Origin of the sequence: Chryseobacterium capnotolerans, assembly GCF_021278965.1 — a bacterium.
Lineage (GTDB): Bacteria > Bacteroidota > Bacteroidia > Flavobacteriales > Weeksellaceae > Chryseobacterium > Chryseobacterium capnotolerans.
In genome coordinates, this window is the sequence record NZ_CP065589.1 from 1,290,830 (window position 1) to 1,311,872 (window position 21,043).

Sequence of the window (21,043 nt, forward strand, 5' to 3'; positions counted from 1 at the left end):
TTATACCAGTCTGCAGGGAACTTCCAGATCTTCCGTCAGATAATAACTGCAGCATAAACGGTGATAGCCGTCAGCAATGATGAGTTCATGTTCTCCCCGTACCAGTAGAATAGGAGAGAGTTTTTTATTCTTTTCTACCTTTTTAAGATTCTCTTTAACGTGGATATTGGTATCCGGAAGCAGAGCAAGTTTACTGGCTCTGAGAATATCCTTTGATTTTTTTGTAATCGTGGACGCTTCTTTTAGTTTCTGAACAATTTCCCATGCTTTATCAGGAGTAAAAAGAAGTTCCAGATAGTCTAATGCAGCAGGGAAGTCATGATCTTCCGGTTCCTGCAACCAAAGGTTGTCTCTGGTTAATGTTTCTTTTTTCATAAATGTTTTTTGAATGGTGATGAAATGATAAATAAAGGTATAAAAAATGCTTTACAATAAGAGATATAAAATTGATATTCCCCTAAGGAAAACCTATGATTCAAAAATATCTACTCCCTCAATAGGATCATTGAAGGAGTAGATATTTTGGGTAACAATTTCGGGTTTTACGAGAGTGTTTTCATTTTTTAATATTTTCTTGCCAATAGTAAGTTCAGTAAGAAAGTACCAGTCCAGTTACTGTTGTTACTTCCGTTGGCTCCAATAAAATCAATACGGGCAACCGATACGGTAAGTCTGGTTCTTCCAGCAGTACCATTATTAGCAAGACTTACAAATGATGATGTAAATACATCAGGAAAGCTCGAATTATTTCCTGCTGTTAATATAGGATACATATTGCTTACATTGAAAGGCGTTCCCTGATATTCATATACAATGGTCATTCTACTTGCATTGGAGTAACTTGCTGTATGGGCATTGGTCACAGACGTTTTACTGATCACCCACCATCGGTCAGTTCCGGTACCTGTATCGTAAGTACTTACAGTATGACTATCCCAGTCTCCAATAGATCCGGATCCGTTTCCGTGAGGAGGAATAGAAAGCTGTGTTCCATAAATCTCTACGTTACTCGGCTTAGGAAGAACTGTAAATGATAAATCCCATGTTCCTCCCGCAGTATTGCTGTTATTTACTACTTCAGCATAAGCCCCTAAAGGAATTACAAAAGAAGCAACCGGAGTATTATCAATTCGTAGAGTATTACCACCTGAAGCTTGTAGTGTAATGGAAGAAGACGAGATATTTTTAATCTTATAAATCCTTCCCGTATAACTTGTTGTTCCTGTTCCGATCACTGGAAGTGTAAATGTTGCATTAGCCCCTCCGTTGTAAGTAATATAGTGGTCGTTAGCCAGAATATTATAAGAAGCAGTTGTTACTTCTTTATAACCCGCTCTTAAAGATCCGTTGATAGCTAAAGTACTGTTAGGGGTTGTGGTATTAATACCAACTTGTGCATTTATCATCACTGTTCCGAACAAAAGAATGGAAATAAATTTTCTCATATTGTTTTATTTTAATTGTTTTCACAAAAATATAGAAAAATAATTATTGAAGGTGTTTTTTTATGGACTTTAATATAATTTTAATTTAAATCCTGATTTGGTGATTTTTTTTTGACTGTAAAGTGGAAAATTATTTTATATAATAAGGTTCACATAATGTGTGGTATATGGATGTTGATGTAAGGGAAGATATACTGGAGTTATAATTATTTGATTTCTTTTATTTTATGATAATAACAAAAAAATACTAATTTATTTATAATAAAAACAATTAATATTTCAAATGTTAATGTGTAGATTATATATGTTTTACAATATAATAATTGGTATGATATGTGCAGGTTACTATATGAACCCGAATGAAGACAACAAAAAGTTGAATTCATTCAAAAATATAAGCATCATGAAAAAGGTATTGATTTCAACCCTGTTATTATTTGGTTTATCGATGAATGTTTTCGGTCAGAAACATCCGCCAGCTCCTCCACATCCTTCAAAAAATGAATTAATCAATCTTAAAGCGAAGGAACTGGATAAAAAATACAATACAGAAAAGAAACTGATCATGAATCATCCATTGGCCACCAAACAGATGAAAAAGATCAGATGAACGCTTTAAATAAAAGATACCAGGCTGAAAAACGATTGCTGAAACAAGCGAAATAATATGGATTTCTTGCACTTATTAAAATTTGATATGTGAAATTATATAAAATGAATTTTGCGAAATTTATAGTTTAAAATAATTTTTGTTGAAAGAGAATGCTTTTTGTGTTCTCTTTTCTTGTTTAAAATTAAATGAAAATGGCTTATTGATGGATTTTAAGATCAATTGACGGAAGCGTGAAACATCCAATATTTTTCCTTAAATTCGCATAAAAATTTTTAAAGCAATGAATTACGATATTATTGTCATTGGAAGTGGTCCTGGTGGATATGTTACTGCGATCAGAGCAGCACAATTGGGTTTCAAAACCGCAATTATCGAGAAAGAAAACTTAGGAGGAATCTGCCTTAACTGGGGATGTATTCCAACCAAAGCTTTATTGAAATCTGCTCAGGTTTTTCATTATATCAACCATGCTGAAGATTATGGACTAAATAAAGTAGAAGCAAGCTTCGAATTCCCGAATGTAATTCAGAGAAGCCGTGGTGTTGCCAGCAAAATGAGCAAAGGAATCGAGTTCTTGATGAAAAAGAACAAGATTGACGTAATTCTGGGTACTGCAAAAGTACAGAAAGGTAAAAAAGTTTCTGTAACCGATAAAGAAGGTAAAGTAGTAGAGTATACTGCCAACCACATTATCATCGCTACAGGAGCTCGTTCAAGAGAATTACCAAACTTACCGCAAGATGGTAAAAAAGTAATTGGATACAGACAGGCATTATCTCTTCCTGAGCAGCCAAAATCTATGATCGTTGTAGGTTCTGGAGCAATCGGAGTAGAATTTGCTGATTTCTATAACACAATGGGAACTAAAGTAACTGTTGTTGAATTTATGCCAAATATCGTTCCAGTAGAAGATGAAGAAATCTCTAAACATTTAGAGAAATCTCTGAAAAAATCAGGAATCGAAATCATGACCAACGCTTCTGTAGAAAGTGTAGATACAACAGGAGAAGGAGTAAAAGCTAACGTTAAAACGGCTAACGGAAACATTACTCTTGAAGCTGATGTTTTATTATCTGCTGTAGGTATTGCTGCTAACATCGAGAATATCGGTTTAGAAGAAGTAGGAATCCAGACAGATAAAGGTAGAGTTTTAGTAAACGAGTGGTATGAAACTTCAGTACCTGGTTACTATGCCATCGGTGATATTATCCCAACTCAGGCGCTTGCTCACGTTGCCTCTGCAGAAGGAATCACTTGTGTTGAGAAAATCAAAGGAATGCATGTTGAGAAAATCGACTACGGCAATATCCCTGGATGTACTTACTGCCACCCTGAAGTAGCTTCTGTAGGTCTTACTGAAAAACAGGCTAAAGAAAAAGGATACGAAATCAAAGTAGGTAAATTCCCTCTTTCTGCAAGTGGTAAAGCTACTGCCAACGGAAATACAGACGGATTTATCAAAGTAATCTTTGATGCAAAATATGGTGAGTGGTTAGGATGTCACATGATTGGTGAAGGAGTAACAGATATGGTTGCTGAAGCAGTAGTTGCTAGAAAATTAGAAACTACAGGTCACGAAATCATTAAATCTATCCACCCGCACCCAACTGTTTCTGAAGCTATCATGGAGGCAGCAGCAGCAGCTTACGGTGAGGTGATTCACATTTAACTAATATTTAGTCTGGATATAAAAATGAAGAAATTTCTAACCATTTCGAGCATTTTATACTTTGTTTTTACATATTCTCAGGAAGGAGACTTTAAATTTAAAGATAGACATTTTCCTGCTAAATATGTTTTAAAAGGCAGTAATGATACTGTAAGAACAAGAGTCTTAAACATAGGAGTCTTTTCAAACAAAAAATATCATGCAGCCACTTATGTAGGAAGTGTTCTTACATTTTCTGAAAAAGGGGAAAGGAAACGTATCAAAGAATCTGATATTCAGTATATGGAAATTACAGATTTGGAAGGTGTTACAAGGAAACTTGTTTCTTCAGAACCTATTATTGGAAAAGATGTAGGACTTCTGGAAATATATGATGATGGAGAAAGAAATGGATATATGGACTACTTTAAACCTAGTTTGACTGGACCGGTAGCATCAAGATTTTATCCGAAAGACGAAAATAAGAAATAGTAAAAAACCACAGATTTTTCTGTGGTTTTTCTTTTTTAATAGAAGTTTAACAAGGTTCATTACTTAGCTCATATTTCCCCCGTTTAATAGCCTCATGGTGAAATTCTGATTGTTATTGACGGCTTTGTGTTAAAATAATTCTAAATTCAGCATATTTATAAAAATTAACCTGATTATATCAAGCTCTTTTCTTACATTTATTCTATGAATTTTGAGAAAGTAGGACTTGTTTTGTCAGGTGGTGGTACCAAAGGCATTGCTCATGCAGGAGTATTGAAATTCCTGAAGGAGAAAAATGTAGAAATAGATATTCTTTCCTGTTGTAGCGCAGGGTCTATTGTGGGATGCCTTCATGCCATAGGAAAAACTCCGGAAGAAATTCTGGATTTTTTCAATTCTGTGTATTTTTTTAACTGGAAGCACTTTGCATTCAATCAACCCGGATTGGTTTCTTCAATCATTTTCAGAAACTATTTGAAACCAATTTTCCATGATATGAAATTGGGTGACCTAGATATTGAAGTGAAAATTGTAGCCACAGAGCTGGTAGGGGGAACACAAAAGATTTTTGATAAGGATTTTGAGGTAGTAGATGCTATCATTGCCTCGTGTTCTATTCCTGGAATAACCACACCTTATATTATCGGAGATGAAATGTATTGTGATGGGGGAGTCCTGAACAATTTCCCGGCAGATATTATCAGAGATGACTGTGATAAACTTATAGGAGTATTCGTTTCACCGCCGAATGATGCTAAAATCAAAGATCTGAATTCCATTAAAGCCATTGTTTCCCGTTCTTATGATCTTCTTTCCTATAGAATTGAAAAAGTGAAGTTTGATTATTGCGATTGGTTTATCTCTTCTCAAAAGCTATCCGCATACGGAACTTTCGAACGTGGAAAAGATCGTCTGGAGCAGATTTTTGATATTGGTTATACCGCAGCTAAAGAAAGCTATGATGACAGCCGTTTTCTTACAGAGTTAAGACAGGCCGGAACATAATCTATAATAAAAAGCAGGAGCGCTGAAAGAGGGATGTTTGAGCTTAATGCAACTTAAATTCAGTCTTGTGCAAAATTTCAGTGATGTAAAATTTCTGAAAATTCATATCATAAAAATTTTCAACTTCTCTCTTCCAGCTTTCCTGCCGGAACTAAACTTTATATTAATTTTTAACTACCTGTGCGTCCTGACGTACAACTTCGGTATCATTCGTATCATAAACTACCAAAGTATAAGGAGCCTTCTTTGCAGAATTGGTAAGATAGTTTCTCCAAACCTGATAGCTATGGCCCTGATTATTAAAATTGAAATAATAATTTCCTCCGCTTCCATCTGGAATCAGCTCTCCATCGCTGATAATCATACTTGGCTTAGCTGTAATTTTTGAATTGGCATTCCAGGATTGGTACAGGTATTTACCATTGGGCTGCTTATCAATTCTGATCTTAAATTTCTTAGTCTTAATAATTACTGTTTTAGGAACCTGCTGTAAAACAGTGTAGCAAATCGTGTTGCTTTTTGAAAATTCCGAAGTTTCTTTAGCCGAAACAAAAGAAAATTGAGCTAAAGAGAAAGCTCCTAATAAGAAGTACTTAATCATATTGCAATGGTTATTGGTTAATGTCAAAATCCATCAAATATGAAGCCATTGTTGTGGGAGTGAAAAAAAATAGGCTGTTGATTTTGTTTTTAAGAAATCTTTCACCACATTATTTAAAAAAGAATTAGATTTCTACAAGATGACAAAACTGGGTGAAAACAATGTTTATCATTTCGTAGAAATCTCAAAGATATATTTTAAATTTTTTCAACAGCAGTATAACTTGCGAAAGCTTCCTCTAAGCTGTTAAACTTCCCTTTAAATTCATCAATCGGACAGTCCTGGAGAATATTCCCTTTGTGAATAAGGATAACCCTGGAACAAAGCGCTTCTACCTCCTGCATAATATGCGTGGAAAGTAAAACTGTCTTCTGTTGTCCGATTTCTTTGATTACATTTCTGATTTCCAGGATCTGGTTAGGATCCAGTCCGTTGGTAGGCTCATCCAGAATTAATAGATCAGGCTGATGGATAATGGCCTGGGCCAATCCTACACGCTGTTTATATCCTTTTGAAAGCTGACCGATTCTTTTTGATTTTTCCGGAGTAATTCCTACCAATTCGATAACTTCATCTACTTTAGATTCAGGAATTTTGTGAATATTTGCTACAAACTGAAGGTATTCCTTTACATACATTTCCAGGTAAAGCGGATTGTTTTCCGGAAGAAATCCTATTTTTTTCTTGCTTTCAATCTCATGTTGAGTAATGTTGAGACCATTAAAAATAATCTCCCCTTCATCAATTCTCAATGCCCCAACAATAGATTTCATCAGCGTGGATTTTCCAGCTCCATTAGGCCCCAGAAGACCAATGATTTCATTTTTATCAATAGAAATGTTGATATTGTTTAAGGCAGTCTGTTCCCCAAATTTCTTAGTTAGATTCTTTATCTGAAGCGGCATAATTTTTAATGTCTTTCTGCAAAAATAAAATAAAAAAACTCATTCGATGGAATGAGTTTCGCAATATTTATAAATTATAATTATTTTTTTTGTTTTTTCTTAGCACCGGAAGCCGGAGTAGTGGTAGAAGCGGTACTTGCACCTCCTTTTTTTCCATCCTGATTGATACCGGGAGTCTTATCATACATGGCATATTTACCATTTGTTCTTCCGAAAACCTTATCAACCTGTTTTTGAGTTAAAAACTGTGATTTTCCCACATATTTTCTATTCTTATTGATATACTGAATAAACTGTACAGTGGGCTGGCCATAGTTTTTCTCGTAATGCAGTTCGATGATATCGTTGGGAAGTTCCAATACGATATTTTCTTCAGGATTAGAGATGAAGCCATCCATAATGAGTTTGTAAAGTCCTGAAACGTCCCCGTTCAGATTTTGAAATGAAAAAGCTCGGATTGTATTCAGGTTGCTGGTGTTCAGGTCCTGATAATTGACAGTATATTTGTCTTCCTTTTTATATAAACCAACAGAGTTGTCTTTGCCGATTTCCACCAAACTTTCATTTTTCAATACTTTAATCTGAGAGAAAACTGAAATACCGAACATACATGTAATAAGTAGAATTATTTTTCTCATGGAATGAAATTTTAATGTTTTAGATATTGGCGCACATAAACTTACAAATAAAACGGCTAAAAAACAATTTTATTCGCTTTAGCAAAAGTAATACTTTTTTTTAATATTGATAAGAAATGAACAGATAGGGACAGGCTCTTTTGGCTTTGTATAAGGGCTTGTGGGACAGTTTTTTATTTCTTTACGATGAAAAATATCTCCACTTGTCTCTAGGTGGTATTTAGATAAATGTAATAGTGTAATAGGTTGATAAACAGAGTGAAAATTATTGATTTGAAGAAGTAGTCTCAAAAAATTAAAATAAATGCTAAAATGATCATTGAAAAGTAAAAAAATATAGGCAGAATATTGAAAATCGGGTTATAAAATATTAATAAACAGCTATAAAAGTCTGTTTTTTGAGAATGTGGATATAAAGTTCTCAAATTTCTGCCGATAACTCCTTCCCACGGGTATCTTATAGGTTCCAAGGTGAATTTCATGATTATTAAAAGCGGTAACGAATTCTGTATTGATCATAAATGACCGGTGAATTCTTATAAAGCCTTTTGATGCTAAAAGAAGTTCCAGATCTGTTATTTTATTCTTTGAAATAAAATTTTCGGTTGTAGATAAGGTTATTTTAACGTCATTTCCCTGGCTTTCAAGCAATCAAAATGAAAGCGATAATGATTGTAGCTGCAGACCACAATACTTTTTGACGTTTTGGGAGCTTTAACTTGGATATAAAGAACGTAATCAGAGCAATGATAATAATAACAATGAAAAGGATCCCCATTTGTAGTATTTTATATTTTCTATGCTGTCAGTCAGAAAACTATTTTGAAGTCATACTTTTTAGGACCACATTTTTAATAGCGGCTTCCTGAAAGCTCCAGTGTTCACTGTTTCGAGGCATTTGATTTTCAAGAATAACCAAACTGGTATCTGTTGACGGGAAGTATACATTAAGACAGGTAAAGCCATCACCAAGTCCTGTCACTGCATAATAATTAAGTCCAGACTCTTTGATGAACCTGATGTTGTATCCGAATCCCATGCTTTCTTTTCCAAAGACATTGTGTTGAGAGAATGTAGACGGAGTCAGAATCAGTTTTTGAAATTGAGGTGAAAGAAGTTCTCCCTTGAACAATGCCTGATCCCATTTTGCAAGATCCTCCACTGTAGAAACAATTCCTGCAGCAGGTACAATATCATCATTTAAAAATGAACGATCTACCTTTTCAAACTGATTATTTTCACTTCTATACCCTGGAACCAGAGCTTGATTATCTGTACTGTTATACACAAATGTTTTCTCCATCTTTATTTTCTTAAAAAGGGAGTTAGCGAGCTCTGTGAAGCTTTTTCCGGTTGTATTTTGAAGGATTTTCCCTAACAGCATATAAGACAGATTCCCATATTTAAACTGTGAGCCAGCTTTAAAAATAGCTGGTTTCTCTAGGTCTGTAATTCCATGGGTATGGTTCAAAAGATGGTGTATGGTAATGGTATCTGCCCAGGATTGGGTAAGTGTTGGGAGATATTTTTTTATCGGAGTCTGGAGGTTAAGTTTACCCTTTTCAGCAGCCTGTACAATCAAAACAGCGGTGACTTGTTTAGAATTCGACATAATTTCAAACTGATCGTCGGTTTTTAAGGCTGTCTTTTTCTCAAAATCCTTATATCCATTTGCCTTCAGGTATTTTGTTTTTCCATTTTGAGAGACTAAAACCACTCCGTTGAACTTCAATGGGGTAGAAGAAGTGATAATACTGTCAATTTTTTTCGAATAAGGAGCTGCTTTTTGTGCCTTTACAGAAACAGAGAGTAATGCTGAAATGGCAAGGATAAGAAATAATCTGGGCATGGATTTATTTTTTATAATAGTCATACGCTGCTTTGGCAATATCTGCAATGATGGCTTCTGAATTTTCAAATGTTTCATAAGTATCATGTACAAAAACAGCTATATAGATTCTTTTTTATCTGAAAGTTCAATAATTCCATAATCATTAATGGCTCCCGTCATTCCTTCTTTATTGGTGAATGAGGTTCCGGTACGGTGGGCCACTTTAACATCTTTGGGTAGCTTACCTTTAAGTCTTTTGATTCCGGTTGCATTATTCAGCATGGCTGTATATAGCCATTTTGTATGTTCCTTGTTCAGTATTTTCCCAGTGTAGAAACGTTCTAGGAGTCTGATAGCTTCGTTGGGAGTGATGGTATTGATAAATTGTGAATCCCAATCCTTATGCATGCCTTCTTCATCATTTTTAATGACAATATCTTTACTGTTAATGAAATTCTGAACATCATCAGGACCTCCGATGAGTCTTAGCAGGATATCTGTCAAGTTATTATCACTGTATACAACCATCCACTGAAGGCAGTCTTCAAGGCTTAGTTCAATGTTTCCTTCCGGGTATTTGTCTTTAAACGGACTGTAGGTGTCCTCAAGAAGTTCTTCTTTCTTGATGTAGATTTTTTGCTGCAAAGAAAGTTCACCTTTCTCCACTTTATGAAGAACAGCTAATGCTACAGGAAATTTGAACGTACTGAGCATGGGAAGTGGTTTATTGCCATTGATCTGGGTGACTTCCTTTTTAAGAGTTCCAGCTGTTAAAATAGATACTCCTACATCTGCTTTTTTATGAGCAAGAATGGTTTCAATTATTTTTTTGAATGCCGGATTGGTGTTGTTTTGTGAAAACAAAGGGAGATATAAAAATAAGATAAATAGAGTAAGAATGATTTTCTTTGACTTCATTTTATATGGTTATTTGGAAAAGTTTTGGATTTCCAAATATATGCATTTCTCGTATCTTTTTTTGATTTGAGGTCAACAATTTTATCCATCAGAAACCTTCGATAAGAGATATCTGAAATGAATCTGTTCTTTGTCAATTTTATCAGTACCGAATAGTTAAAAACGGTAAAGGAATAGCTGCTGCAAAGAGTATTATTTTATTCAATATCTTTTAATGGAAAAATGTAAATAAACCTTTTCTTTGGTTCATTTGTAGCTTTGAATTGGGATTTAAAAATGAATTTTGGCTGTGTTTTTTGAGGTTAAAATATCTGTTTTACAGATTATGATGAGACAAAATCAGGTACTACAAGGTCTTGTTCTGGTTTTATTTCTTTGATTATTTTAAATTGAAACTGTTTTTTAAATAATTGATTATCATTTGTTTTGTTCTATTGATTTTGTAGTGAGGGATATTTGTAGGATGTGTTTTTTCTGTAGGATGTATCTGTTTTGTTATTTTCGTTAAACTTTTCAGCAAAATATAATATCAGATTATTTTTATGATTGAATTTTTATTTGTAATTAATTTATGATAGGTCTAGATTCCCTAAAGAGTGTATATTTTATAATAAGTATATTCAGCTTCTTTCTTTTTAATAGTTGTACGGGAGGTAATCTGTCTGTGAACAATTTTGATTACCCGCTGCTTCACGAAAATGAAGTATTGAGGCTTGCTGGTAATTATGGTAAATGTATGCTGCTGAATGAAGAATATCTCCAAAAAGCTCAGAAAGATGGTTATCGTGATGGGCAGGCTCTTTGCTACATTAATATGTCAAATATATCTGTAAGTATTGGAAACTATAAGAAGGGCCTTGTGCTTTTAAAAAAAGCAGAAGCGATTCTCCAGGAATCAAAAAATGAGGCTCTTAAAGCAAAACTTTTTCAGGAATATGGTCAGCTGAGTAAGGTGACAGGATTGTATAATAATGCATTAAAATTCAATTCTAAGGCGCTTTATTATACCCGGAAATGCCCGCTTCAGGACAAAAGAAGCTACTTTCTAAACAGAGTTTTTTCAAATAGAGGGGATTTTTTATCAGAAACAGGAAGGAAAGATTCTGCACTTATCTATTTTCACCAGGCAAAAGGAGTTATCAATACTCCATTGATTAATTGCTTACTTGCCAAGTATCACTTACTTTATACAGGGCGTGTTGATTCTACAAAATTATATGTTGGCAGATCACTGGAGCTAATTAAGAAGGATACAATACAGTTGGATGCCCAAAAAGGAATGGTGTATAGAGTTGCAGGAGATTATTATAAAGGTCAGGGTGATTATGCTGAAGCACAAGTCTTTTATCAGAAAGCACTTGATGTTTTTTTAGATACTAAAAGAGCTTATAATGTTCCTTTTATCTATCAGTCCATAGCTGAGGCTTATAAAGGAATGGGAAATAAGGAAAAGGAAATTGAATTTGAAAATAAATACCTGGATGCGAAAGCTAAGCAGTCTGATGATCAGAATGAAACGGTAAATCTTTTGATTGATAAAGTACTGTCGGAGAAAGAAAATGATGTTGAGGTTTTTAAACTGAAATTATTTGCGGGTTCAACTATACTGATATTAATTCTGGTGATTGTTTTCGCATTGAAATACAAAAAAATGAAGAATAAAAAGAGCCAGTTAAAAGAGGAAACCACTATTTTAAAAACTCAAACAGAGCTCTTGACGAACGAAACCGAAGTTTTAGCCAGTAAAGTGAATGAAAGTTTTAGTGATCTTGTTCAGCTTGCTAAAAGAAACGACTCGGCCTTTCTTACCCGCTTTCAGGAGGTGTATCCGGATTTTATAGAGAAATTATTGGATATAAACGAAGACTTATCAGGGGCAGATCTGCATTTGTGTGCTATGATAAAACTGAATTTCAGTTCCAAAGAAATCGCTGCTTATATGTCTATACTGCACAAATCTGCACAGCAGAAAAAGTACAGATTAAGAAAAAAACTTAATGTTCCGAGCGATCAGGATCTTTATGTATTCTTTCAGGGACTAGACTCCTGAATAGATAAGGAATAAAGACCTCTTTACATTTTGAAAATGATTATTGTTAAAGCTATTCTTTTTAAAGGGATGGCTTTTTGTTTTGTTGGAGCTCTATAAAAGATATCACATTTTTAAGAGGATAGGATGTGATAAATGATTGCTTCAATAGAATGATTCCTGAAAAATTATACTTTAGTGTTTATTGTTGTATTTCTTTGTAATGAATTGCTTGATAGAGTTTTCCAATTTCATTTTCAACTTTAATTTTTTCCCCATTATTCATCCTGAGATTAATGAAAACAACCCTTTTTGGGCTATTCATTTTTTGTATCGATACATAAAGTTAAAGATGGGCATGTGTTTTTTTATTATATGGTTGTGGATTAGTGAATTTTTTATACTACAAGTGTGAAAATTGTATAAATTTTTCATTCATAAAAGTATTTGGATTAACTTTTTAAGATTTTATTAAGAAAATATTTTATTGATAATCAGTCTGTTGCTTCTCTTGAAGGATATTTGTAGAACCATGTTTTTTGGTAGTTTAATCTTATTTGTTTGAAATTTAGACTAAGGATAAGAGGTTGTCTGATGTAAGATTGATAATGTTGATTTGTTTTTGATTCCTCATTCTAAACACGATTCATTAACGAAACCAATATTAATATCAAATTATGAAAACAAATTTATCAATGCTGGTTCTAGCATTATTTTCCTGTGGGCTGTATTCCCAAGTTGGAATTAATACAGCCACCCCTGAATCAACATTAGATGTCAGAGGGAAAAATCATCTTGGAGCAGTAACGGCTCAGGATGGGGTACTTGTACCAAGAGTAAACTCATTAACGACCAATGGAACTGTAAATGGGCAGTTGGTGTATTTAATTGCTGATGCCGGAGCATTTACAAAAGGATTTCATTTCTGGAATGGAACAATCTGGCAGCCGCTTGGAGGTAGCGGATCAGGTGACCCTACAAAAGATGCCTGGGTAGATAACACAGCCAATACCCGAGTAGAATTGGGTACTAAATCAGACGGAACTGCCAGAACTTCAGGAACTGAGTTTGTATCTCAGGATGATGGACGTGTGGGAATTGGTACGCCAACACCTAATGGTTCTTCTATGCTGGAAGTTAATGCGACAGACAAAGGATTTTTACCACCTAGGGTAGTCCTCTCTAGTTCAACATTACAGCTAAATTCAACAACACCTAATGCAACAGGTCTATGGGTTTACAATACTGGAGGAACTGGAAATCTTCCGGAGGGTTACTATTACTGGGATGGCTTTTTTTGGAAAAGTGTAAATGCCAGTTCAAGTATAGCTCCACAAATTCTTTCTTTGGCTTGTAATTCAGCATTTTTAAATCCAACTTCATATACTGCAGGAGTACCATATAATGGAAATTTACGAGTAACTTATACTGAAGGAAATGGAGGTAAATATGGTGCAGGTGCTCCATTTACTGTAAATGGGCTTACATTCACATTAAGACCGGGAACTTTAGAATACGGAACAGGTGAACTGGTATTTTCTGTTACCGGAACACCTATATCCACCACAGGAACTATGTCTTTGCCTTTTACCTCGAATGAAATACCATTTCTAACAACAGGGCAAGAATGTACCGCTCTTGTTGGTAATAACAGCAGAGCCGAAATTTTATCGGTCGCAGTAATGGGATACCCGGTTTTAACAACCGATACCTTTAATGGAAAACAATCCTATACGTTACCTTTATCAACTCCAGATGGTAAATATGCCATTAGAGTAATTTTTGATACAACCAACCCTGCTACTGCCGTTAGACCAAATGTACAGTTGATTAATCTCTCAGGAAGTGTTGTAAACTTGTATTGGAATTATAATACTGAATATGGAGGATATATTGGTAGCGCAGGGATTATATCTAATGTACCTATCAATCGATGGGGAGGTTCTATAGAAGGTAATACATGGACTAGTCAATCGACCGGAGCTTTAGGAAATGCCTATTGGGGGAATGAAGGTATAATGGATGCCAGTAATTCAGGACCTGAGCATAGGAGATATTCCTGGATAGATAGCAGCGTAAGCTCCAAAACGGCATATACTGCAACCATTATGGCAGGTGCTCCTGCATCGGGATCAGTTCGTCCAGATCAAACTAAGGTTTTTATAAAAATAGAAGAGGTAAAAGCCCAATAGATTCTAAAAACACAACATTACATATCAGAGTCACTGCCATGTATTTTCCCTCATACTGGTAGAACAGGACTCTTTGCTATAATAACCTATCCATAAGTTAGAGTATTTTACGAAATACTCTAACTTATTAAAACAGAAGAAAAATAAATATGTTATATAAAGAAATTCATATCGGGAAGCTTATTAAAAATAGAGTAGAAGAAATAGAAGTTAACCTGCTGCATATTGCTGAATTTTTCAGAATTTCCGAAGATGCTGTGTTGGAAATGTTTGAAAAATCAGAGCTTTCTACCGGGGAACTGTTGAAATGGTCTAAACTTCTGAAATTTGATTTTTTTAGGATATACTCTCAACATTTGATTCTTTATAGTCCTCAATATCTCAATCCGATTAAAAATAAAGGGAAAGAGAAATCTATGCAATTCAGGAAAAATATTTATTCAGATGAACTTATTGAATTTGTATTAGAACTTATAAAAACAGGAAAAAAAACAAAACAGGAAATTGTAAATGATTATAGGATCCCTAAAACAACATTGTATAAATGGATTACAAAACATCAGGTAAGATTTAATCTCTAATATAACTATGATTTAATAATTTGGAATATGGAAGACGCGATAAGACCTAATTATAGAAGACTTTATATGGATATGCTGGATTGGAAATACCCGGAAAAGAAAGAAGCATGTGCAAAAGTTTTAAAGAAAAGCAAGCTGGAAGCTTTAGATGTGATTACATTGAATACCATGATTTTTGGAGAGCGTAAGAGCAACCAAAAACATAAATCTTATGATCAAAATTCTATTCTTGAAATTTTAGCCTATCAGAAAAAAAAATCCATGCAGTAATAAAGAACTTTCATTCCTGTTTAAGATCAGCAGGAATACCATTACCAAATGGAAACGGATCTATGTTTAAATTCAGAAATCTTTTCACTTAAATAATTAAAAATTGTAACAGCAATCCCAGAATATACGTTCTGGGATTTTTTTGTAGAAATCTATTTGTATTGAAGATTATCATTGGACCTCCATTTTTAGGAGAATGAGTCTGTTTGATGATTTTGACGTTTGTGTTCGTTTTTCAAAGATCTTGATGTTTTTATTGGCAAAACCTTATATTTTATTATATTTATTCCGTAAAATCAATGTTTTTGATATATAATCGAAAAAAATTCGGTAAATAATCATTAAAAAATTAAAACCAAGCGTATATTAAATACAAATATTCCTTCTTTCCTACATAATTTTTAGAAATAAAACCCGTTTAAGATTTATAAACTCTTTGATAGAAAGCGTAAAATGCATTCTGAGTTCCAAACACAGGAAACTGAACTGGTGAAAAGAGAGCGGTAAGAATTGAAAAATAAATAAGAAGAGAAGATTAATTCTATTGACAATCAACTTGTATGAATAGCATCATTTACCTTAAATGGTGCTGTTTTTATATATTATGCTAATGAGCTATGATCAAGAATGAGAAGTTGATGGCTAGACTATGAACATGAATCCTTAATTTTGATTGGATGTTTATTAGTTTTGATTAAAAAAGCACAATGATTTTTAATGAAAAAACCATCATTTATAAAAAATGATGGTTCGCTTGAAATATATTAAAATTGTTTTGTTTACTCTGTTCTACCTGCTAATTCTGTTTAATTTGTGGGTTATTATTAATTTCTTTATTAGGAATCTGGAATATGAATTTATCTGTTGTCAGGTTAAATCTTCCAAAAGTGTGGTTTGTACCTGTATAGATTCTTTCTAAAGGTGTGTTTAATCTCTTCATATCAAACCACGCATAGCCTTCGCCCCAAAGCTCAATTCTTTTTTGGAGGATAATTTCATTGATCAGCTCAGCTCCTGTTTTGGTCGATAGGGTATAGGTGCTGTCTCTTTTGGATGTGATTTGAAATAATACCTGTCTTGCTTCCGCTTCTCTTCCTTGTTTTGCCAATGCTTCCGCTTCAATATAATATAAAGATGAAGCTCTGATATAGATATAATCTCCTTCAAACATACTAGGATCTTTAAATTTCCAGCTTACATAAGCAGGGTAATTTTTAGTCTTTCCATTAAAGGTATATTTGGAGGGCTGGCTGCCATTGAATACTTTTTTACGATAATCCGTGTCCGGAATTGCTTCATACAATCGCTTATCAATAAGCTTATAGATCTGAGCGGCTCCTGCATACCCTTCATTGGTATTATCAAACATGGAGAAGAAAGAAGCATAATAGTTTCCGGTACTCATGGTAGAAATCGTGTTATGGAATCCCCAGATCACTTCAGGATTACTGAGATTGGAAAATCCTGTTGTCGTATAATCGTTTTCTGTCATCAGGGCAATACCTTGCTTACTGTCTGCAGCATATTTTCCGGCTTTCACAAAGTCTCCTGTTTGCAGGAATACGTCTGCAGCGATGGCTTTAGCTGTTCTTTGATCGATCTGAGCTCTGGATGGGCGGGCAAAACCCTCCAAAAGAACAATAGATTCTTCGATATCCTGACCGATCTGAGTGTATACTTCAGCCACCGTTGATCTTGGGCGTCCCTGGCTTGGATTATCATTGGTAAGTACCAATGGAAGACCCAGATCAGATGGATGCCCTTTATAATCTTTAGCATAAAAACGGATCAGATTAAAATAAGAATAAGCTCTTAGGGCAAGCAGCTGTCCTTTGATTGCTTTATTTTTAGGGCTCGCATCCTCTTTTAAATCATTAAGCAGTTTGTTGATGATGAATATCCTTGCATAAAAGGTCGTCCATACAATTTCTGCTGCAATATTGCTGGCATTGGTCGCTTCATAATTATAAAACATTCCCAAATGCTGATTTTTTGCCTGGATCACATCATTGGACATTAAATCTGCACCTGCCTTTATTCCCATGATCCCGAAATCAGAGTGAGATGAAACGTTTCCTCCTGCACCATTACTGCGAAGATCAAGATAGATTCCGGCCAGAATTTTTTCCGGCTTTGATTGATCGTCATTCAGCTGTTCACCGGAAATATTCCCCTCCGGCAAAGTGTTGAGGTCATTAGCACAACCCGTTGTAATGAGCCCTACGGCTAAAGCTGATATAAAGTATTTTATTGTTTTCATAATTTCTTTTAAAATGTTAGTTTAAAACCTAGTGAAACACTAGATAATAAAGAGTATTTGTAAGCATCCGAAACTCCTGTTAATGAAGCTCTCGGATCATATCCTTTTCTCTTGGACCATAGGTAGAGATTGTTTCCTGTTGCGTAGATTTTTAAGGCAGATAAACCAACCTGCTTAGCAAAATCATCAGATAACTGGTAGGATAATGTGACATCCTGAAGGCTGATATAATCAGACTTAACTAGATAAAGTGTGGAATGTCCATTCTGGTTGGTAGATGTTAGATCTACACGCGGTAAGGCAGCAGTAGGATTTTCCGGAGTCCAAGTTTTATCAAGATCAGTGGTATAGTTAGAACCGTAAGTATCAGAATGGAAAAGGGATCTGTAAATATCATCATATCCGTATCCTCCAAACTGGTAGGCGAAGTTAACGGAAAGGTTCACTCTTTTATAAGTAATATCTGTCCCAAATCCACCATAAATTTTCGGAATTGCTGATTTCCCGGTATTATAGTCAGTGGCTTCCTTATAATTATTGGTAACCGTTTTTTCTATCTGTTGAGTAGTTGGGTTAATTGTATTTTTATACCACAATGCATCTCCGTTTGCAGGATTTACTCCGGCAAATTCTTTTAAATAATAAGTATATCGGTCTCCGCCCTCAGCAAGTACAAACAATCCTGAAACCAGTCCTGTAGCTTTTTGCTGATCGGGTAACCTGGTAATTCTGTTTTTATAATGCGTTGCATTGGCATAGAAATTCCACTGAAGATCTTGTGTTCTGATAATATCTACACTGATGTTCGCCTGCACCCCTTTATTGTACATATCTCCAATATTTCCATATTTTACATAGGAACCTGAATTGGATATTGCTAACGGAAGAGCATAAATCATATCCGATACCTTTCTTTCAAAATAATCCGCATTTAGATTCACCCTGTTGTCGAGTAGGGAGAGTTCAAAACCGGCGTTAAGGTTTTTGGAAGTTTCCCATTTTAGGTCTCTGTTTCCTTGTTTCTCTAAAGAAAGTACAGGTTTTCCATCCCCAAAATCATTAATTCCATAGATGTCCTGGTAAGCATAATAATCTCTGGTGGCTGCAGTCAAAAGGATGTTATCATTTCCTTGCTGCCCATAAGAAACTTTCAATTTCAAAGCATTAATGACCTTATTGTCTTTAAGGAAATCTTCCTTAGCAACGTTCCATGCTGCTCCTAACCCATAAAATGTACCCCATCTGCTTTCCGGAGCGAAGACTGAAGATCCGTCCCTACGTACATTTGCATTAAAGAAATACTTACTGTCATAGTTATACAATAATCTTGAGAAATATCCTTCTACAGCATATTCATATCCACTTCCTGACAGGTTGGTGATTTTTACAGCATTATCAAAAGCCCATGACTCTGGAAGCAGAAGCTGTTGTTTGTTTCCGGAGAATCCTTCATTCTTTGTTTTATTCAATTCATGACCAACAAGTATATTGAAGTTATGTTTATCGAATTTCTTTTGGTAAGTAAGCAATTGCTGATGATTCAGGGTGTAGTTGAAAATAGACTCCTGAGAAATAGTTCCCCCTACAGAAGATGAAGTTCCCCCCAAGGTATTTCCGAACTGAAGATTTCGTAAATTTTCAAGATAAGCCCCAAAATTGTAAGTGAAATCCAGGCCTTTGATGATTTCATAATTTAAACCCAGATTGATGTTGCTGATATTACTGACTCTTTGAGACTTGTCCTGTTGAAGATTTCCTACCGGATTTTCAAAAACAGCATAAGACCTTGTAGCACCGTTAGGACCTTGCCCGTCTCCATAATCATAAAGTGCATTTCCATGGTTATCATAAAGCTGCTGGTAATGATCATTTCTAAGAAAAACCGGATAGAAAGGAGCTATATTTCTGGCAAACTGAAACGGATTGGAAAAACCTCCCGTTTCTCCGAATTTCTGTTTACTGTACGTATAAGAAAGGGCCGTTGTTAATCTTAACTTTGGCGTGATAGAATAGTCTACATTGGACCTGATCCCGAATCTTTCAAAACCAGAAGCAATAAGATAGCCTTTGTCATCCAGATAGTTTAGGGAAGTGTAAGATTTTACCTGGTCGCCGCTGGCATTAATTCCCACCGTAGCTTCCCTTCTTAAGGCAGGTTTGAAAAGAAGTTTCTTCCAGTTATCCTGATAAAGCAGCTTAGCATTAGGATTAAAAGAACCGTCCGGAGCAATCAGTTGGCTGAACGGGACATTATACACATTGTAGCCCAGTCCGTTCAGCGCTGAAAGCCCTGCAGCATGTGGAGTAGTGGTAGAAGGAACAGCTCCCGGCTGCGTTTGTCTTGCAATTTCTCCAATCCGGCCCCTGTTATAATAAGCCGTATAATAGCCCTGAGGTGAAGTATATACCGAATAATCCTCAATAGATCTGAAGTTAACTCCGGTTTTTATATCAAGATCAACACTCAGTTTCTTGTTTTTACCTCTTTTAGTATTCACAATAATGACCCCATTAGCTCCTCTGGAACCATATAAAGCGTTGGAAGAAGCATCTTCCAGAAATGATATACTCTCAATATCTGCTGAAGAAATACTGTTCAGGTCACCGCTATAAGGAATTCCGTCCAATACAATTAAAGGATCACTGGAGGCATTGATAGAACCAATTCCCCTCATTCTTATCGTAGGCTGGGAGCCAGGCTGCCCGGAAGAAATCACTTGTACTCCTGCCACTTTACCCCCAATTCCCTGAAGAACATTTCCGTTTTGAAGGTTACCCAGATCTTTAGCCTTTAAAGACTGTACAGATCCTGTAATTTCTTCCTTTTTTTGCTTTCCGAAGGCTACCACCACTACTTCTTTGATGGCAGTCTCCTGTGAAAGGCTGTCTTTTTTCTGTGCAAAGCCATATTCAGCGAATAAAAGCACGGCCAATACACCAAGTTTGCATTGTTTTTTTCTCATTATATTAATCTTAGGTTTAGAAAATTGAATATGTGTATTACGTTTTTATCTTCCCTTTTAGGAAAGAATAAGTCCCTGCCTCCTTGTTGTAAGGAGGTGTCAGAAAGAAAATGTTAAAATAGAGGAGGTGTACCCGGATTAAATAGGCCTTGAGCTTATCGGGCTTTAATTCCTACAATAATGTGCATATTTCTTTGGGAGTTATGGCATCATCATTTTACACATCATAGATTCAAAGCACATGTTCTTAGAAGTGATGTTGTGCTGTGAAAGGCCATTCCCTGTACAACCTTTATGTTGAGCAGCAGTTGCAGCCATGATAGTGCATAGGTAAGAATTAAAGTCATTCTTATTCATGAGAATAGAGTTTTATTTTTTTTAACTGGGTCAAAAGTATTTAATAATTCATAAAACTTTGTTAAAAGAGAGCATGAGAAAAATCATATTAGTCTACTAATTAAGTAGGGTAATGCGTATTGTGAGTTCTGAAATATTGTAACTATTTAAATATCAGTATTTTAAACTTGTTTATTGTTATTGGCTTAAAATCAAAAATATTTCATTTTAACAGATGAATAATATTTAACACAAAAAGTCTATTGTTTTTGTAGACTTTTTATGTATGGTACATCTGATTACTATTTTGGGAGCT

18 protein-coding genes are annotated in these 21,043 nt (G+C 34.9%); 8 read left to right on the forward strand and 10 right to left on the reverse strand.

The genetic code is table 11. The annotated features are described in order from the left end of the window. Entirely contained in the window at positions 1 to 375 is a 375-nt protein-coding gene (locus tag H5J24_RS06010; protein WP_068943966.1) for a hypothetical protein, read from the reverse strand. 188 nt (positions 376 to 563) lie between these two features. Then, on the reverse strand, positions 564 to 1,445 hold the full coding sequence (locus tag H5J24_RS06015; RefSeq protein WP_068943965.1) for a hypothetical protein: 882 nt from the start codon (positions 1,443 to 1,445) through the stop codon (positions 564 to 566). Between the two features lie 403 nt (positions 1,446 to 1,848). Here H5J24_RS06015 and H5J24_RS06020 point away from each other — a divergent pair, with 403 nt between their 5' ends. The 4 genes from H5J24_RS06020 (at position 1,849) to H5J24_RS06035 (ending at position 5,203) form a co-directional block, all read left to right on the forward strand. Further along, positions 1,849 to 2,055 (forward strand): hypothetical protein, encoded by a 207-nt coding sequence (locus H5J24_RS06020; protein WP_232816127.1) that lies wholly within the window; start codon positions 1,849 to 1,851, stop codon positions 2,053 to 2,055. A gap of 283 nt (positions 2,056 to 2,338) precedes the next feature. Further along, on the forward strand, positions 2,339 to 3,727 hold the full coding sequence (gene lpdA, locus H5J24_RS06025; RefSeq protein WP_068943964.1) for a dihydrolipoyl dehydrogenase: 1,389 nt from the start codon (positions 2,339 to 2,341) through the stop codon (positions 3,725 to 3,727). A gap of 24 nt (positions 3,728 to 3,751) precedes the next feature. Next, a complete protein-coding gene (locus tag H5J24_RS06030; RefSeq protein WP_068943963.1) occupies positions 3,752 to 4,198 on the forward strand; it encodes a hypothetical protein in 447 nt (148 codons plus the stop codon). Positions 4,199 to 4,402: 204 nt separating this feature from the next. Continuing rightward, positions 4,403 to 5,203 carry a patatin-like phospholipase family protein gene (locus tag H5J24_RS06035; protein ID WP_068943962.1) on the forward strand — a complete coding sequence of 267 codons (801 nt, stop codon included), beginning with the start codon at positions 4,403 to 4,405 and terminating at the stop codon, positions 5,201 to 5,203. A 163-nt stretch (positions 5,204 to 5,366) separates the two neighbouring features. Here H5J24_RS06035 and H5J24_RS06040 read toward each other — a convergent pair whose 3' ends face one another. The 6 genes from H5J24_RS06040 to bla all read right to left on the reverse strand — a co-directional run bounded on the left by H5J24_RS06040 (position 5,367) and on the right by bla (position 10,096). After that, positions 5,367 to 5,804 (reverse strand): hypothetical protein, encoded by a 438-nt coding sequence (locus H5J24_RS06040; protein WP_068943961.1) that lies wholly within the window; start codon positions 5,802 to 5,804, stop codon positions 5,367 to 5,369. Between the two features lie 197 nt (positions 5,805 to 6,001). Then, on the reverse strand, positions 6,002 to 6,709 hold the full coding sequence (locus H5J24_RS06045) for an ABC transporter ATP-binding protein (protein WP_068943960.1): 708 nt from the start codon (positions 6,707 to 6,709) through the stop codon (positions 6,002 to 6,004). A gap of 80 nt (positions 6,710 to 6,789) precedes the next feature. Next, a complete protein-coding gene (locus H5J24_RS06050; RefSeq protein WP_232816128.1) occupies positions 6,790 to 7,347 on the reverse strand; it encodes a hypothetical protein in 558 nt (185 codons plus the stop codon). Positions 7,348 to 7,728: 381 nt separating this feature from the next. Continuing rightward, positions 7,729 to 7,998, reverse strand: coding sequence for a LytTR family DNA-binding domain-containing protein (locus tag H5J24_RS26135; protein WP_068943958.1), 270 nt, complete (start codon positions 7,996 to 7,998; stop codon positions 7,729 to 7,731). Positions 7,999 to 8,164: 166 nt separating this feature from the next. Then, positions 8,165 to 9,196, reverse strand: a complete 1,032-nt coding sequence (locus H5J24_RS06055; protein WP_068945152.1) for a serine hydrolase domain-containing protein — start codon at positions 9,194 to 9,196, stop codon at positions 8,165 to 8,167. Between the two features lie 99 nt (positions 9,197 to 9,295). Next, the gene (gene bla, locus H5J24_RS06060) at positions 9,296 to 10,096 is read right to left on the reverse strand and encodes a class A beta-lactamase (RefSeq protein WP_232816129.1); all 801 of its coding nucleotides are present in this window, start codon (positions 10,094 to 10,096) and stop codon (positions 9,296 to 9,298) included. Between the two features lie 664 nt (positions 10,097 to 10,760). Between bla and H5J24_RS06065 the strand changes: the two genes are divergently transcribed. From H5J24_RS06065 to H5J24_RS06080, 4 genes are all read left to right on the forward strand, one after another. Continuing rightward, on the forward strand, positions 10,761 to 12,146 hold the full coding sequence (locus tag H5J24_RS06065) for a helix-turn-helix domain-containing protein (protein ID WP_068943956.1): 1,386 nt from the start codon (positions 10,761 to 10,763) through the stop codon (positions 12,144 to 12,146). 656 nt (positions 12,147 to 12,802) lie between these two features. Next, positions 12,803 to 14,317 (forward strand): hypothetical protein, encoded by a 1,515-nt coding sequence (locus tag H5J24_RS06070; RefSeq protein ID WP_141395709.1) that lies wholly within the window; start codon positions 12,803 to 12,805, stop codon positions 14,315 to 14,317. A 149-nt stretch (positions 14,318 to 14,466) separates the two neighbouring features. Then, the gene (locus H5J24_RS06075) at positions 14,467 to 14,898 is read left to right on the forward strand and encodes a transposase (RefSeq protein WP_068943954.1); all 432 of its coding nucleotides are present in this window, start codon (positions 14,467 to 14,469) and stop codon (positions 14,896 to 14,898) included. Positions 14,899 to 14,925: 27 nt separating this feature from the next. Beyond that, on the forward strand, positions 14,926 to 15,168 hold the full coding sequence (locus H5J24_RS06080) for a helix-turn-helix domain-containing protein (protein ID WP_232816130.1): 243 nt from the start codon (positions 14,926 to 14,928) through the stop codon (positions 15,166 to 15,168). 796 nt (positions 15,169 to 15,964) lie between these two features. On the opposite strand, the gene H5J24_RS06085 is transcribed toward H5J24_RS06080, so the two are convergent. After that, positions 15,965 to 17,428, reverse strand: coding sequence for a RagB/SusD family nutrient uptake outer membrane protein (locus H5J24_RS06085; RefSeq protein ID WP_068943952.1), 1,464 nt, complete (start codon positions 17,426 to 17,428; stop codon positions 15,965 to 15,967). Positions 17,429 to 17,436: 8 nt separating this feature from the next. Then, positions 17,437 to 20,391 carry a SusC/RagA family TonB-linked outer membrane protein gene (locus H5J24_RS06090; RefSeq protein ID WP_068943951.1) on the reverse strand — a complete coding sequence of 985 codons (2,955 nt, stop codon included), beginning with the start codon at positions 20,389 to 20,391 and terminating at the stop codon, positions 17,437 to 17,439. Between the last annotated feature and the right edge of the window lie 652 nt (positions 20,392 to 21,043).

Coding starts and splice junctions, on each gene's coding strand:
- H5J24_RS06010 (WP_068943966.1), bottom strand. CDS start 375: ATGAAAAAAGAAACATTAACCAGAGACAACCTTTGGTTGCAGGAACCG.
- H5J24_RS06085 (WP_068943952.1), bottom strand. CDS start 17,428: ATGAAAACAATAAAATACTTTATATCAGCTTTAGCCGTAGGGCTCATT.
- H5J24_RS06035 (WP_068943962.1), top strand. CDS start 4,403: ATGAATTTTGAGAAAGTAGGACTTGTTTTGTCAGGTGGTGGTACCAAA.
- H5J24_RS06045 (WP_068943960.1), bottom strand. CDS start 6,709: ATGCCGCTTCAGATAAAGAATCTAACTAAGAAATTTGGGGAACAGACT.
- H5J24_RS06050 (WP_232816128.1), bottom strand. CDS start 7,347: ATGAGAAAAATAATTCTACTTATTACATGTATGTTCGGTATTTCAGTT.
- lpdA (WP_068943964.1), top strand. CDS start 2,339: ATGAATTACGATATTATTGTCATTGGAAGTGGTCCTGGTGGATATGTT.
- H5J24_RS06040 (WP_068943961.1), bottom strand. CDS start 5,804: ATGATTAAGTACTTCTTATTAGGAGCTTTCTCTTTAGCTCAATTTTCT.
- H5J24_RS06020 (WP_232816127.1), top strand. CDS start 1,849: ATGAAAAAGGTATTGATTTCAACCCTGTTATTATTTGGTTTATCGATG.
- H5J24_RS06080 (WP_232816130.1), top strand. CDS start 14,926: ATGGAAGACGCGATAAGACCTAATTATAGAAGACTTTATATGGATATG.
- H5J24_RS06055 (WP_068945152.1), bottom strand. CDS start 9,196: ATGCCCAGATTATTTCTTATCCTTGCCATTTCAGCATTACTCTCTGTT.
- H5J24_RS06075 (WP_068943954.1), top strand. CDS start 14,467: ATGTTATATAAAGAAATTCATATCGGGAAGCTTATTAAAAATAGAGTA.
- H5J24_RS06070 (WP_141395709.1), top strand. CDS start 12,803: ATGAAAACAAATTTATCAATGCTGGTTCTAGCATTATTTTCCTGTGGG.
- H5J24_RS06030 (WP_068943963.1), top strand. CDS start 3,752: ATGAAGAAATTTCTAACCATTTCGAGCATTTTATACTTTGTTTTTACA.
- bla (WP_232816129.1), bottom strand. CDS start 10,096: ATGAAGTCAAAGAAAATCATTCTTACTCTATTTATCTTATTTTTATAT.
- H5J24_RS06015 (WP_068943965.1), bottom strand. CDS start 1,445: ATGAGAAAATTTATTTCCATTCTTTTGTTCGGAACAGTGATGATAAAT.
- H5J24_RS06090 (WP_068943951.1), bottom strand. CDS start 20,391: ATGAGAAAAAAACAATGCAAACTTGGTGTATTGGCCGTGCTTTTATTC.